At 63.8% G+C, this 14,431-nt stretch carries 13 protein-coding genes; 8 read left to right on the top strand and 5 right to left on the bottom strand.

Annotation, left to right across the window (positions count from 1 at the left end; all coding sequences use genetic code 11):
• Positions 1-25: 25 nt before the first annotated feature.
• Positions 26-3,049 carry a CheR family methyltransferase gene (locus AWB78_RS22185; RefSeq protein ID WP_062608131.1) on the bottom strand — a complete coding sequence of 1,008 codons (3,024 nt, stop codon included), beginning with the start codon at positions 3,047-3,049 and terminating at the stop codon, positions 26-28.
• Positions 3,050-3,525: 476 nt separating this feature from the next.
• Complete coding sequence (locus AWB78_RS22180) at positions 3,526-3,765, bottom strand: hypothetical protein (RefSeq protein WP_157697594.1); 240 nt, start codon at positions 3,763-3,765, stop codon at positions 3,526-3,528.
• A gap of 117 nt (positions 3,766-3,882) precedes the next feature.
• Here AWB78_RS22180 and AWB78_RS22175 point away from each other — a divergent pair, with 117 nt between their 5' ends.
• The 3 genes from AWB78_RS22175 to AWB78_RS22165 all read left to right on the top strand — a co-directional run bounded on the left by AWB78_RS22175 (position 3,883) and on the right by AWB78_RS22165 (position 8,043).
• Positions 3,883-4,137, top strand: coding sequence for a hypothetical protein (locus AWB78_RS22175; RefSeq protein ID WP_062608129.1), 255 nt, complete (start codon positions 3,883-3,885; stop codon positions 4,135-4,137).
• A gap of 181 nt (positions 4,138-4,318) precedes the next feature.
• Positions 4,319-7,621, top strand: coding sequence for an adenylate/guanylate cyclase domain-containing protein (locus tag AWB78_RS22170; RefSeq protein WP_063959004.1), 3,303 nt, complete (start codon positions 4,319-4,321; stop codon positions 7,619-7,621).
• Between the two features lie 20 nt (positions 7,622-7,641).
• A complete protein-coding gene (locus AWB78_RS22165; RefSeq protein ID WP_062608128.1) occupies positions 7,642-8,043 on the top strand; it encodes a hypothetical protein in 402 nt (133 codons plus the stop codon).
• A gap of 28 nt (positions 8,044-8,071) precedes the next feature.
• On the opposite strand, the gene AWB78_RS22160 is transcribed toward AWB78_RS22165, so the two are convergent.
• Both AWB78_RS22160 and AWB78_RS22155 read right to left on the bottom strand, forming a co-directional pair.
• Positions 8,072-8,713, bottom strand: coding sequence for a DUF1109 domain-containing protein (locus tag AWB78_RS22160; protein WP_062608127.1), 642 nt, complete (start codon positions 8,711-8,713; stop codon positions 8,072-8,074).
• Positions 8,710-9,258 (bottom strand): sigma-70 family RNA polymerase sigma factor, encoded by a 549-nt coding sequence (locus tag AWB78_RS22155; RefSeq protein WP_062608126.1) that lies wholly within the window; start codon positions 9,256-9,258, stop codon positions 8,710-8,712. Before AWB78_RS22155 ends, AWB78_RS22160 begins: the two co-directional genes overlap by 4 nt.
• 341 nt (positions 9,259-9,599) lie before the next feature.
• Between AWB78_RS22155 and AWB78_RS22150 the strand changes: the two genes are divergently transcribed.
• The 5 genes from AWB78_RS22150 (at position 9,600) to AWB78_RS22130 (ending at position 13,283) form a co-directional block, all read left to right on the top strand.
• Positions 9,600-10,223 (top strand): cytochrome b/b6 domain-containing protein, encoded by a 624-nt coding sequence (locus tag AWB78_RS22150; RefSeq protein ID WP_062608125.1) that lies wholly within the window; start codon positions 9,600-9,602, stop codon positions 10,221-10,223.
• 19 nt (positions 10,224-10,242) lie between these two features.
• Complete coding sequence (locus tag AWB78_RS22145; protein ID WP_062608124.1) at positions 10,243-11,019, top strand: molybdopterin-dependent oxidoreductase; 777 nt, start codon at positions 10,243-10,245, stop codon at positions 11,017-11,019.
• A 66-nt stretch (positions 11,020-11,085) separates the two neighbouring features.
• Complete coding sequence (locus AWB78_RS22140; RefSeq protein WP_062608122.1) at positions 11,086-11,334, top strand: pentapeptide MXKDX repeat protein; 249 nt, start codon at positions 11,086-11,088, stop codon at positions 11,332-11,334.
• Positions 11,335-11,470: 136 nt separating this feature from the next.
• A complete protein-coding gene (locus AWB78_RS22135; protein WP_062608120.1) occupies positions 11,471-11,890 on the top strand; it encodes a MarR family winged helix-turn-helix transcriptional regulator in 420 nt (139 codons plus the stop codon).
• An 85-nt stretch (positions 11,891-11,975) separates the two neighbouring features.
• Positions 11,976-13,283: a chloride channel protein gene (locus AWB78_RS22130; protein ID WP_062608118.1), complete on the top strand. Its 1,308-nt coding sequence runs from the start codon at positions 11,976-11,978 to the stop codon at positions 13,281-13,283.
• A 102-nt stretch (positions 13,284-13,385) separates the two neighbouring features.
• Here the strand turns inward: AWB78_RS22130 and AWB78_RS22125 are convergent, their stop codons facing one another.
• Positions 13,386-14,387, bottom strand: a complete 1,002-nt coding sequence (locus AWB78_RS22125; RefSeq protein ID WP_062608116.1) for a Vgb family protein — start codon at positions 14,385-14,387, stop codon at positions 13,386-13,388.
• Between the last annotated feature and the right edge of the window lie 44 nt (positions 14,388-14,431).

The following is a 14,431-nucleotide window of genomic DNA, read 5'->3' as shown; positions in this document are numbered from 1 at the left end:
TCCTTCGACATCGCGACGACGCGCATCAGTGACCTTCGGACCCTGCTGCGGGGCCGAAGTCCAAAGGAAAGTCGGGCGCTTCGCCCAGCCGACGCCGCAGTGCGTTGACCTGTTCCTTCAGTTCGATCATTCTCAGTTCACGGCCCACCGTCACCGCACCGAAGCGTTCGAGTTCGGCATTGCGCGCACGAACCTCTTCTTCCGCCCGCGCGCGTTCGACGGCGGCCCACGCCCGCTCGGCGACGAGTTCCAGGAAGGTCAGTTCTTCCTCCGACCACGGATGGGCCGCGCGCAGATGCACGATGAGCGTGCCCGTCACGCGTCCAGCGTACATCAGGGGTACGTTGGCCCATGCGCCGATGCCCAGATTGCCGTCGCTCCAGCTTTTCCGGGCCGAAAGCAACTCGCCCGGCATCGGGTCCGCGTCGCCTCCGATCACATAGCGCTGATCGGGATCGATTGCGTCCGCTGCACAGTCGATGGCCACGATCCTCGGCGCTCCGCCGGCGTCGCCCTCGATCCAGATGACACGGGACGCATTCAACTGCTCGCGCAGCACGCGCGCCGCGGTGTTCTGCATGTCGCCGGAGACGGAGAGCGGCCGGAACGCATCGGCGAGCCGGACGAGGAAGGCGCTGCGCCCGGCGCTCTCGTGCAGCGCCTGCTCCGCGCGCCTGCGCCCGGTGATGTCCGTGAACGTGATCGCCACGCCCGCGACGGTTTGTGTCGACGTGAGATACGGGCGAATCCGCCGCAGATACCACCGGGCATCATGGCTGCTGATCTCGGCTTCGCGCGGCTCGTGGGCACCCAGGACGCGACGCACGTCGTCGAGGAATGCCGGGTCGTCGAATCGGGCATTCAGATCGGTGACGCGGCGGCCGACATCGGCGGGCGTGAGCGGCAGCAGCGCGGTGATCGCAGGCGTGAACCACTGGATGCTCAGTTCGTCGTCGAGGAAGAGCGTCATCACCGCGCCGGCGCTCAGCACGCGACTCTGCATTTCGAGCTCGGCGACTTTTTCCTTGAGCTGCTCGTTCGATACATGGAGCTCTTCGTTGAGTACCTGGAGTTCTTCGCGCGAAGCGTCGAGTTCCGCATACGACACACGCATCGCGTTGCTCTGTGCCTCGGCTTCTCGAACGCGGCCGGCGCGACGGTACGACAGCGCATCGTCAGGGTAGTCCTGGTTCGCCAGATCGACCCCGGCAGGCACGAAGGACACCAGCAGGCGGGGCTCGGCGGCGCCGTTGGCGGTTCGCATCGGCGTCACTCGGAAACTCGACGAATACTGGCCCCTCGCGCGATCGGGAATGTTCTGGAGGGTCACGGATCGGCTGCCGGCGATGGCCTCGGCCACCGCCGCTTTTATTTCGGCGACGACGTGGCGTTCCAGCAGTTCGAGCAGATTGTCGGTGGGCCTGCCTGCGGGCTGACGCAGATAATCGCTGGTGTCTCCGTAGAACTGCAGAACGCGGAATTCATGGTCGATCAGCACTGACGGCAGGTCGAAGCGCTCGATCGCCGTGCGATGCGCGATGGCGGTTGCAGCGTTACGCTCGACGAACGCCTCGGGCCGCGTCGTGAAGCGGATATCGACGCCGGGCGCGGGACCGGTCTTCCGGTAGAGTCCGAGGCGTTTCGAGACGACTTCGAAGCCCTGCTGATGGGCGGGCAGGACTTCGCTGACGCCAAGAAAAAGATAGCCGCCGATGCGCAGCGCGGCATGCAGCAAGGCAAGAACGCGGTCGATCGCTTCGCTCTTCAGATAGATGAGCAGGTTGCGGCACGTGACGAGATCGATATCGGGCAGGGGCGGATCGGCGAGGAGATCGTGCGGTGCGAACACCATTCGCTCGCGCAGGCCGCGCTTGACGCGAAAGAGGCCATCCGCTCCGTAAAAGAACGCTGACCTGCGCGCTTCGGAGATGTGCTGCATGGCGTGGTGGGAAAAAATCCCCTGGCTTGCGCGCGCGACGATTTCCGGCGATGCATCGGTCGCGAAGACCTGAAAGCCCGGACTTTCTTCTCCGATTGCCATGGCTTCCGTCAGCAGCATCGCGAGGGAGTAAGCCTCCTCGCCTGTCGCGCACGCCGTGGTCCATGCGCGCAAAGGCTTGCGCTTGCCGCTATCCATGAGCGGCAGGATGACGTCGTGTTTCAGCGCCTCCCAGGCGTCAGGATCGCGAAAGAACCCGGTGGCATGGATCGGCAAACGGCGCATCAGGGTGTGCAGTTCCGCAGGATCGTCGCGCAACAGGGATTCGTAGTCGCGCAGCACGGTCACGCGCCGCTCGTTCATGCGTTTGCGGATACGCCAGAGCAGCGGCGAGGACTTGTAGCCGCCCAGATCGATCCCTTCGTGGCAGCGGATCAGCCCGACGATTCCGTCGAGGGTGTCGAATGTCGCGTCTGTCGGATCGACCGTTTTGATGGGCCGCTCGTATCCCGGCGAAGCGCACTGCAGCAGTTGCGGCCCGATTTCGCCGACCGGAAGGACATAGTGAGCGGCGCTGCGCTCGAGAACGGCGCGCGGCATGCTGTCATGCATCGCGGTAAGCGGATCCTGAACGATCACCATTCCGCCTTGCTGCAGAACGCTCGATGCGCCCGCGGCACCGTCGTGTCCCATGCCCGACAGGATGACGGCAATCGCACTCGGCCCGTAGTCCCGGGCAAGGCTTTCGAGAAACGCGTCGATGTTGTCGATTCCGGGACCGCGATGCCCGCCCTGGGCGTTCGCCGAGCGGAAGACGCCGCCTTCCACCGTGAGCACTTCATCGGCGCTGGCCACATAGAGATGGCCCGGGCGAAGACATTCCCCGTCGCAGGCGCGACTCGCCGGCAGCGCGGACCACTGCGAGAGAAGGTCCAGCAGCCGGTCATGTTGTCCGGGCGCCAGATGCTGCACGAGCACCAGCGTCAGTCCGGATTCAGCCGGTACGGAACCAAAAAGCGCCTGCAGTTCCGAGATGCCGCCAGCCGATGCGCCAACGCCTACCACACAGAACTCAGAGCCCGCCGCATGCTGCACCGGATGCTTCGTCATAAGCAGCCCTTTCGAAGACCTGAGCCTGGTTTGATGGCCCTGATAACCCTCGCAGTGCGATGCCGCGGGTGTCAGCTTCGATGCCTTACTTTTGCGCCCTGTACGAAGCAGAGCGCCGAACGCTCATGCTGAAAGACTACACCTTCTTCGGTCCGGATTCAGGTCGCGTTGATTGATCGACGCACCGATAACCTGCGCGCAGTTCGATCGATCTCAGGCATACAAAGCTTGAAAGTACCGCGCGAACAATGCGCCCGCCCGGATTTAAAATCGATCTGACCCGACGATCATCAGGGATCGCTTGAAAGCATCCCATGCGTGCTTTGGGCGGACGCTGTGTACCCGGGCAAGCCATGCCATCTGATCATCCTTGGAAAGCGAATGCCACCAGTCGTGTCCGTTGCGTAAATCTTCTATCCGATGGTCGAACTCCATAACACTCCTTTATCTCGTACATGCATACGACTAGTACCCCATCAGCGCGCCCTGATGCCATTGATGCGGCCGATGCTTGCAACTATGCAGGCCTTATTGCTCTGCATCACGTTTCGAGTATCGCGCATGGTGCGCAGCAGCTTGAGGGCCAGGGAAGTATCGTGACCGTCTTTCTCCAGATCCTGAACGATAAGTTCCTGGTGCTGTATCTGGCGCTCCGCAAGCGCGAGATGCTCGTCAGCCTGACGCAGTTGTGTTTCTTCGGTTTCGAGGTCCATCATTTCTCCCTTGAGTAGCCTCATGAATCAAGGAAGCAATCGAGGAACCACAACCCGACAGTAAGAGACTACATAAGACGTATCCCTCTCCGAAATCCCTTTTCGATTAAAGAGGCGCTTATGCGAACTTTGAAGGAAGCACAGGAGCGTTTAGGGAGCCTCGAAACCTCGATAGCCGCCATTGAACAGGCGCTGACACGCCTTCGTTTCTTGATGGAGCGGCTTCCGGCGGACAAGGACGGACCCGCGCACGCGAATGCCTTGAAATCGATCAACGACTATCAAGAGTCCTTAAATGCGCTGTACGCGCTTCGGGATGACGCACTCTGGGACATAGAGTTGATAAAGAAGCGGGACGAAACGAGCAGGCAATGATCGGGCAAGGGTCGCTTTGTCCCCAGACCGGGACGCAGTGGGTCGGGCGTGAGTCGACACTGCCGCGCCGATGTCGAAATCAACCGGGTCGAGGGCCCAGACGATCTGCGTTAAACGCTGCACGATTCCGGCCGCATGCTATCTTTTGAGTGGTTTGGATATCTTCCGCCCGGGAGAGATCGTGGACGTCGCCGCCTGGTTGCGCAGCCTCGGAATGGAACGGTATGAACAAGCGTTTCGCGAGAACGCCATCGATGGTGACGTGCTGTGCAAGCTTTGCGCAGATGATCTGAAGGAACTCGGTGTCACTTCGGTCGGCCATCGGCGCAAGTTGCTCGATGCGCTGGCGGCACTCCGGCGGGGCATCGTTCCCACGCCTTCGGCAGTGAATCTGAGCGACGCGCAAGGAGAACGACGGCAGGTCGCCGTACTCTTCGCCGATCTGTGTGACTTCACAGATATGAGCCGGAACATCGACGCGGAAGAAGTGCTCGCTGTGCTCGAACGATATTTCGAGCAGGTCGATCGAATCATCGGGCAACACGGCGGCCACGTCGACAAGCATGTCGGTGACTCCGTCATGGCGCTGTTCGGCGCGCCCGTCGCACATGGAAACGACGTCGAGCGTGCCGTGCGGGCAGCGCGTGCCATCAGCGACGCCATGCCCGGCCTGTCACGCGTCCTCGCACGCCCGGTCTTCGTGCATATCGGCATTGCCAGCGGCGAGGTCGTCGCAAGCGGCACGGGTAGTGCGATGCACCGGGAATACACCGTAACGGGCGAGACCGTCAACCTGGCCTCGCGTCTCACCGACGCGGCCGGGCGCGGAGAGATTCTGGTATCGGATGCGGTACGGCGCGCTCTGGCGAACCGGCTCGACTGCGTCGAACGCGGTACGGTATCCGTCAAGGGCTTCGCAGATCCGGTTTCGGCATGGCGTGTTGCCGGGCTTCGACGCTCGACTTTCGCCCGGCCGATCGTTGGCCGGAGCGACCAGTTGCGGGCGTTTCGAACCGTGCTTCGAGCGTGCCGCGCGACGGGCGGCGGTCGCACGGTTTTGATACGCGGTGAGGCCGGGATCGGCAAGACGCGCCTGCTCGAGGAATTCGAACGCGAAGCACGGGACTCGGGGTTCGCTTGCCATGGCGGCTTCGTGCTCGACTTCGGCGCGGCGACCGGACGGGGCGCGATCCAGTCTCTCGTGCGCGGCCTGTTGGCACCCGGCGATTCGAATGACGGCGACACCCGTGTGGCTGACGTCGACCGCGCGTTCAACGATGGCCTGATCGACGCCGGCGATGCACTCTTTCTGGACGACCTCATCGATCTTCCGATGACGTTCGAGGACCGGGCGGTCTACGAGGCAATGGACAACACGATGCGCATTCGCGGCCGCCAGAACGTCGTGACACGGCTCGTGCAGCGCGCGAGTCGCCGGCAGCCGCGACTCCTGTCCGTCGAGGATATTCACTGGTCGGATGGCTCGACGTTACGGGATCTCGAGGTGCTTTCGACAACGGCGGGGGCGTGTCCCGCCGTGCTGGTCATGACGGCGCGACCTTCCGGCGAAGCGCTCGATGATTCGTGGCACGCGGCGGACGGTGCACCTTATTCGCTCGTCGATCTGGGTCCGCTGAGCGCCGGCGAGGCACGCGTCATGGCCGAATCGTTTCCCAATGCACAGGCAGATCTGGCGGAACGCTGCGTGGCGCGTGCGGCCGGCAACCCACTCTTTCTCGAGCAACTGCTCGATAGTGCCGGGACCGGCGCGGAGACCGGCGTGCCGGGCTCCGTGCGAAGTCTGGTGCAGGCGCGGCTGGACCGGCTCGACTCCGCCGAAAAAGCCATGCTGCAGGCCGCCTCGGTGCTCGGCCAGATTTTCGAAGAAGAGGCGGTCGATTATCTCGTCGATGGAACCGGCGCGGGCGCTGCGCTGGAACCCCTTGTCGCGGGCCACCTGCTGCGACGGCAAGGCGCGGGATTCATCTTCCACCACGCACTCATTCGTGATGCCATCTATGACGGGCTGCTCAAGAGCCGGTGCCGTGCGTTGCATCGTCGCGCCGCGCAGTGGTACGGCGAGCGTGATCGTGATCCCGTCCTGCGGGCCGAGCATCTGGATCGGGCGGCGGACCGCGAAGCCGCGCTCGCCTATTGCGACGCGGCGCGATCGCAGGCATCCGCATATCGCTATGAATCCGCGCTCCAGCTCATCGGACGAGGGCTCGAACTCGCGCAGGCGCATGGCGAGCGCGTCGCGCTCGAATGCCTGCGCGGCACTATCCTGCACGACACCGGCGACATGACGTCGGCGCTCGCGGCGTTCGAATCGGCCCTGCGGTTCGCCACGACCGACGCGGAGCGTTGCCGCGCATGGATCGGGCGCGCCACCGTGAAGCGAGTCCTGGATGATCTCGACGGCGCATGGGCCGATCTCGACCGAGCCGCCACGGCCGCCGCCGCCGAAGGCCTGCAGCGCGAAGAGGCGCGTATTCATTTCCTGCGCGGCAATCTGTGCTTTCCGCGCGGCGAGATCGACGGCTGCGCGCGCGAGCACGGACTAAGCCTCGCGCTCGCACAGGCGTCGGGCGATTCGGAACAGGAGGCGGCGGCGCTCGGCGGCCTCGGAGATGCGGAGTACATGCGCGGCCGGATGATCAGCGCGCACGACGCCTTCAGCCGCTGCATCGAACTCTGCCGGCGCAACGGTTTCGGACGGATCGAGGTCGCCAATCTTCCGATGCGCGCCGTCACGGCGTGGTTTGCGGGCGACGCGAGGACCGGGCTCAATATCGCGCTCGCCAGCGTGGCCGCAGCGGAAAAGGCCGGGAATCTGCGGGCGCTCGCGGTTGCGCATCACGCGGCCTGGCACTGCCTGCACGGTCTCGCGCAATGGGATCGTGCCTGGGAGCACGTCGCGCCGGCGCTGCAGTGTGCGCGTGAGCTGAAGTCGAAGCGGTTCGAAGGCGAAGCGCTCGCGTTGCGGGCGGAATCGAATCGCGTCGCCGGGCGTCGGCGCGAGGCGCTCGACGATATCGGAGAGGCGTTGTCCGTCAGCCGGGACACGGGCATGACCTACCTCGGCGCGGCGTATCTCGGCGTCCTTGCGCGTGCGACGGACGACATCTCAGTCTTCGAGAGCGCGCTCGCGGAGGGAGAAGCCGTGCTCGCCGCCGGCGCGGTCAGTCACAACCACTTTCTCTTCCGGCGTGACGCGATAGACGCATGCATCGACAGGAAACGCTGGGATGCAGCCGCGCATCATGCCGCGGCGCTCGAAGCGTATGCACGCCGTGAGCCATCGCCCTTTTCCGCGTTTCATGTGGCGCGCGCACACGCTCTGGTCGCATATGGCAGCGGCAATCGGGATGCGGCATCGACGAGCGAGCTCCGGCGGCTTCAGCAAGAGGGGACGCGTGCGGGTTTCCTTCACGCACTCGAAGCGATCGAAGGCGCGCTTTCGAGCCAGTCGAATCATCATTGAAACCGGTGAGGACGTCGATCATGTCAAGCGAGTGGATGCGCCGGTTCAGACTGTTCATTCAACGTTTCTGGCAACCGACCGGCGCGTGCATGACGTGCATGCCGGGGAGCTGGAGCAATATCGCGAGCCTTGCTCACTGGGCGGTAGCGTTCAGGACGGGGCTTCTCACCGGACTGCTCGCGGTGCTGCTGACCTTCACGCCCGCAGCAAAGCTCTATGGCAACCGTTACGGCAATGCCGCGCTCGTAGCCGTGCTCACGGCCATCGGCGATACCTATGCGCATTCGAGCCACTACCGTTTGCCTTACGTCGAACACATCCTGACAGGCGCGGTTTCAGGGCTTCTGGCGCTCGCGGCGTCCTTTCTTCTGGAAGACCGCGCGCGTCGCATACGCGCGGCATGGACACGGGTGTTCGGATAGCCCGCCGCCACCGATACGGCAAATGCGGTTACCAGCGCAAAAGCCGCGGGCCGAGCCATGCACCGATGAGCGCCGGCATCGACATGCCGATGGCGTACCACACGCCCCAGAACGCGGGGCTCATTTCGGGGCAATGCAGGCAATAGACGATCGTCGCCGTCGAACTCGCCAATAGTCCGGCGACCGCGCCCGCGAGCCGCAGCCGTGTCGGCGCGAGCGAGCGCATGGCCCAGATCGCCGCAGGGAACGTGGGCACCGAGAGAAGCAGGATGTTGAACGGGCACGTGCGCCACGTCTGCCCCAGCACGAGCGCCCAGCGTGCAGTGGAATCGACTCCGTCGAGAAGCATCCAGCCGGCGATCCAGACTGCCGCGAAGGGCAGCGCCACGATCATCCACGAATATCCGATGCGCGCGCCGGGCCGGCCGATGCGACTGATGGTGAGCATCGCGCCGACGGCGATCGCCAGCGGAAACGCCAGCTTCGCCCAGAAGATGCCCGTGCGTGCGACGCTGGCGAGATCGTGGCGCACGCCGAACACGATGCCCATCAGAACGAGCGAGCCCGCCGCCCCGAGCAGCAGTGCCTGAATGAAGCGGCGGGACACGGCCGCGCGGTCGACCCGCGTGATCTGATTCGAAAGGAGCGTGATCAGTTCATCGGTTTTCATCGTAGTCCCCGGATTTTGGCGGCAAGGGCCTTGAGACCGCGATGCACGCCCACCTTCACGGCCGATTCCGAAAGACCCGTGATTCGCGCGGTTTCGGTTACCGAAAGACCTTCGAGTTTCATGTGAACGATGGGCAAGCGTTGTTTGTCCGGCAAATGCTCGAGCAGCTTGCCGACGTCATGGCGCGCCTGAGCGGGTTCGTCATCGGTGGCGGCGAGCAGATCCTCGTGATCGTCGAGCGGAACGTTCAGCGACTCACGGCGCGCATGAGCACGGAAAAAATCCATCAGCTTGTAGCGGGCGATCGCGTGCAGCCACGCCGTCAACGGCTCATCCGGCCGATACGTGTGGCGCGCGTTATGAACCGCCAGCAGGATCTCCTGGACCAGGTCTTCGACGTCTTCCGGACGATGCGCGATGCGCTTACGCAGGTAGCCGCGCAGATGCCGCGTGAGTGCCTGCAGAAAGCTGCGATACGCGTGCTGATCGCCATCGAGGCCGCCGATGAACAACGTCTTCAGCCGGCTTTCCGCATCTTGCGACATGGTTCCTGTAGGTCCGATGCTGCGGGACGAAGAAGCGGGGCGGGCGCCCGCGGAGACAGAGGCGAAGGGACCGCCGCTGGTTACGTCGATCGATTCAGCGTAGCCGAAGCCGTGATGCGCTGCAATAGCGCCTTCCTGATCCATGGTCGCGATCCATCTGCTGTTCCTGGTTATTTCGCTGTTTCGCCGTCTCTGGTTACAACGCGGTCTGTAACTTTTCCGGGGCGCCCGGCGAACTCATCGCACGAAGACGCTCGTTCGACGAAACCGCTGTAACCGGCGATGCGTTCGCGGCGAATTAACACTCAACGAACCCGAGACCCGGCATCAGGGTGACCGACATGGAAACGATGAAAGCACCACTTGCACAGACGCGCGAAGCACCGGTTCATCCGCTCTGGCTGCGCATCACGCACTGGCTCAACGCATTCGCCGCGCTGATCATGATGTTTTCCGGCTGGCGCATCTATGACGCGTCACCAGTGTTCCGGCAGATCGTCATTCCGCCGTCGATCACGCTCGGCGGCTGGCTCGGCGGTGCGTTGCAGTGGCACTTCGCGGCCATGTGGCTGCTGGTGTTCAACGGCATCGTCTATCTCGCGCTGAACATCGCGAGCGGCCGTCTCATCTCGAAGTTCTTTCCGTTGTCGCCGCGCGCGGTGTTGCGCGATCTCATCGCCGCATTGCGCGGCAAGCTCTCGCACGCCGATCTGCGGCAGTACAACGCGGTGCAGAAGCTCGCCTATCTCGTGATCGTCGTCGATCTGATCGTGCTCGTGCTCTCGGGGCTCGCGATCTGGAAGTCGGTGCAATTCCCGCTGTTGCGTGAACTGATGGGCGGCTACGACAACGCGCGCATCGTGCATTTCTGCGCGATGGCGGTGATGGCCGCGTTCGTTGTCGTGCATGTGGCGATGGTCGCGCTCGTGCCGCGCTCGCTGTTGACGATGCTGCGCGGCCGTTGATCCGGTCAAGGAATACATCATGAAAACCGAAGACAAGCGAATCATCAGGGTCGATCGTGCATCCGTGCTGGCCGATGCGCGCCGCGAACTGGACATGCCCTCACGCCGCCTGTTCGGCAAACGCATGCTGACACTGGGTGGCCTTTCGCTCCTTGCCGGCTGCTCGATCACCGGCGAAGACTCGATCGGCACATTCCTCGCCGCGGTGTCGCGTCTGAACGATCGTGCCCAGGCGCTTCTGTTCGATCCGCAGCGCCTCGCGCCCACCTACACCGAGGCGCAGATCACGCGGCCGTTTCCGTTCAACGCGTTCTATGGAATCGACGACGTACCCGAAGTGAACGGCGACGACTATCGCCTGAAAGTGAGCGGGCTCGTGACGGGACAGCGCGTGTGGACGTTGCCGCAACTGTACGCGCTGCCGCACGCGGAGCAGATCACCCGGCATATCTGCGTCGAAGGCTGGAGCGCGATCGGCCGCTGGGGCGGCACGCCGTTCGCCGAATTTCTGCGGCGCGTGGGCGCGGATACGACGGCGAAGTACGTCGGTTTCCGCTGCGCCGACGATTACTACGAAAGCATCGACATGCCGACGGCGCTGCATCCGCAGACGCTGCTGACCTTCGAGTACGACGGCCAGCGCCTGCCCGCGAAATACGGTTATCCGATGAAGCTGCGCATGCCGACCAAGCTCGGCTACAAGAACCCGAAGCACATCGTCGAGATTTTCGTGACCAATACGTATCCGGGCGGCTATTGGGTCGACCAGGGATACAACTGGTTCGGCGGCTCCTGAGCGCCGCGCCATCCACCGGTTCCGGATCGTCCGGACGCCATGTTTGACTCACCAAGGAGATTAGCCATGAAACGATTGATGACGGCAGTACTCGCAGCAGCGCTTGCGATGAGCGCGACGAGCGTCTTCGCGCAGGCGAGCGGCGCAATGTCGAACGACGCGATGTCGCACGACACGATGAAGAAGAACAGCATGTCACACGATTCGATGAGCAAGGGCGCCATGTCGCACGACTCGACGGGCAAGAGCGACAAGATGAAGAAGCACGATGCGATGGGCATGGATCATCCGGCATCGGGCGCGATGTCCCAGTGACGTCGGCGGGGAGCCGGGGCAGGGCGAAGCACGCGCCCGGCTTTCCTTTCGACCGACGATGCGCATCCGGCCTCGCGCACTAAACTAGGTATGATCGGACGCGGATCGTCATACCTACGTCGAGTCGGAATCGTCAATGTCGTCGAACAGCGAAAAGAAAGTCAGCCTCCCGGACAAGCAGGACTTGAAGACCATGTCCGTCTTCCGCTACGAGCTGCGCAAGTTCCTGCGCGTATCGGAGGAAATCTCCAATGCAGCCGGAATCACGACGCTCCAGTATCAATTGCTTCTGCACGTGCGCGGTTTCCCCGGGCGGGAGTGGGCCACGGTCGGCGAACTCGCGGAGCGCTTGCAGGCCGCGCCCAATGGCACGGCCGCGCTGGTGTCGCGTTGCGAGGCATCGGGGCTCGTCAGACGCAAAACGGACAAGACCGATCGCAGGCAGGTGCAGGTTCATCTGACGGCAAAAGGCGAGCGATGTCTCCTCAAGCTCGCGGCCGAACACAAGGCTCATTACGGCTCGTTCGGCTGGGTGTTCGGCGCAAAAGAAGACTGAGCAGCGGGTTCTTCTTGCCGCGCACGGCGGAGCGCGATTGAAAATTTATGTCACAATGTGCCTTAAATTTTTTCGACCTTTTCCGATGCGCATTCCTGGATTCATCGACCGACGCACGATCCTGCGCGGCAGGCGCCTGTGGCTGCACTATGGCGTGTTCTGGCTCGGCGCGGTCGCGACCGGGCTCGTCGCGGTCATGTACGCGCGGTTGATCGACTTCGGATACGACACCTTTCTGCGCATCACGGCCACCTACTGGTGGCTGCCGTTGCTGATCACGCCTGCCATCGCCGCGTTCTGCGTCTGGGCGACGCGCCGCTTCTTCGCGGGCGCCGAAGGCAGCGGCATTCCGCAAGTCATCGCCATGTTGCACGACGGGCGCGAGCTGGGACCGCGGCTGCTGACCATCCGCATTCTCATCGGCAAGATCGCGTTGTCGTTCCTGTCGATTCTCGGGGGCTTCACCATCGGCCGGGAAGGGCCGACCATTCACGTGGGCGCGGCGCTCATGTTCAGCCTGCGCCGCTTTTATCCCGCGCGGCTGCGCAGCATGCGCGCGGGCGCGCTCGAACGCAATCTGGCGCTCGCGGGCGCGGCGGCCGGCCTATCGGCTGCGTTCAACGCGCCGCTCGCGGGCGTGGTCTTCGCCATCGAAGAACTTACGCGCAGCTTCGAGCAGCGCACGAGCGGCGTGCTGATCACCGCGATCATCTTCGCCGGTATCGTCTCGCTCGCGCTGCAAGGCAATTACACCTACTTCGGCACGATCGATCTGAGCGGACATTTCCCTGATTCGCTCGCGCTCGCCGTCGTCCTGCTCGGTGCGTTGACGGGTATCGCGGGCGGCATCTTCTGCTGGCTCCTGCTGAACACGCAGCGCTGGATGCCGGCGCGGCTGATCGACTGGCGTGTGTCTCATCCGGTGGCATTCGGAGCGGCGTGCGGTCTGTTCATCGCCGTGGTGGGTGTCGCCGCCGGCGGTCACACCTTCGGCAGCGGCTATGCGGAAGCGCGCGGCATGCTCGAAGGCAACTCCCAGCTCGGCGCGAGCTACCCGCTGCTGAAAATGGCATCGATGGTCGGCTCGTATCTTCCCGGCGCGCCGGGCGGACTCTTCGCTCCGTCGCTCGCCATCGGCGCGGGCATCGGCAACGCGCTTCATCTCGTCTTCGGCGGCATGGAATTGCCGATGCTGATTGCGCTCGGCATGGTCGGCTATCTCGCCGCCGTCACGCAAAGTCCGATCACGGCATTCGTGATCGTCATCGAGATGATCAACGGACACGCGCTCGTGCTGTCACTGATGGCTACCGCACTGATCTCAAGTCAGGTGTCGAAGCTGTTTGCGCCGCCGCTGTATGAGGCGCTCGCACAGAAATATATGAGCAAGTGACGCCGTCCCTGCCAACGGCGGGAGAGAGCTTTCGGATCGATGGCCAGCCTCATCATCGACGGGCAAACCGGAGCGACACGGAAGCTGTCGTGGATCGAGCGGTCATTCGCTGCCGGAACGCGCTTTGTCCGATGGATACCGCGACAGATGATCGGTGCCGGACTCGGACAGCCAGACCTCGCCGGGGCGCCCCATCATCTGACGCACGTTCGCGTGCGGCCGTGGCAGCGCAAGCGTGTCGAATCGTTCGGTTCGCGGGTCGAAGCGCACCAGCGCGTTCGCGCTCCATTCACTGAGCCAGACGATGTCCTTGTCATCGACGAAGATCGCGTACGCATGCGGATTCGGGCCGGGCAGCCGCCATTCCCGCCATCGATGCGTTGCGGGGTCGAACATGCCGACCTTTCCCGCATTCCACTCGCTGATCCAGACGCGTCCTTTCGAATCGGACCACACTCGCCGCGCGCCCTGCTCCGGCGTCGGCGGCTCGATGACCTCCGCCGCGCCGCTCACCGGATCGATGCGGCCGAGATAGCTGCCCGCCAGGGACGCGAAATACACGCTGCCGTCGGGCGTTACACAAATGCCGTACGCGCCGGGACCACGCGGCGCATCGAATACGCGCATGTGGCCGCTTGCCGGATCGAGTTCGCCGTAGATGCCGCTTTGCCCTGTGAACCAGAGATGGCCTCGCTTATCGAAGACCGCCGTGTTCAGATTCGCGTTGCGCCGGTCCTTGGGCAAGGGAAAGCGCCTGACCGCGAGTGTCTGCGAATCGACGCGCACGATCGCGTTCAGTCCGCCGTCGGTGATCCATGCCGCCCCATCCTGACCGACGATGACGCCGTGCGGTGCCGAGCCGTCGCCGAGCGCGACGCGATCGATCTTGCCGTTGCGCGGGTCAAGCCGCCCGACCGCGCCCTGTGCCTGCGCGGTGTACCACACCGTGCCGTCCGGCGACGGCGCGACGTCGTGCGGTGCGCTGCCGGAAGGAACGGCGAATGAATCGAACGATGGAGGCTGCGCCTGCGCCGGACTCATCGCGATCACGGCCCCGACAAGAACCGGCGCACAATAGCGGAAGCACCTTGCGATGAAAATCATGTTCGCCCCTATGGCACAGCATGTGCCGGCGATACCGCTCGCTG

The organism is Caballeronia calidae, assembly GCF_900044055.2.
Lineage (GTDB): Bacteria > Pseudomonadota > Gammaproteobacteria > Burkholderiales > Burkholderiaceae > Caballeronia > Caballeronia calidae.
This window is presented reverse-complemented; position numbering and strand designations above follow the sequence as displayed.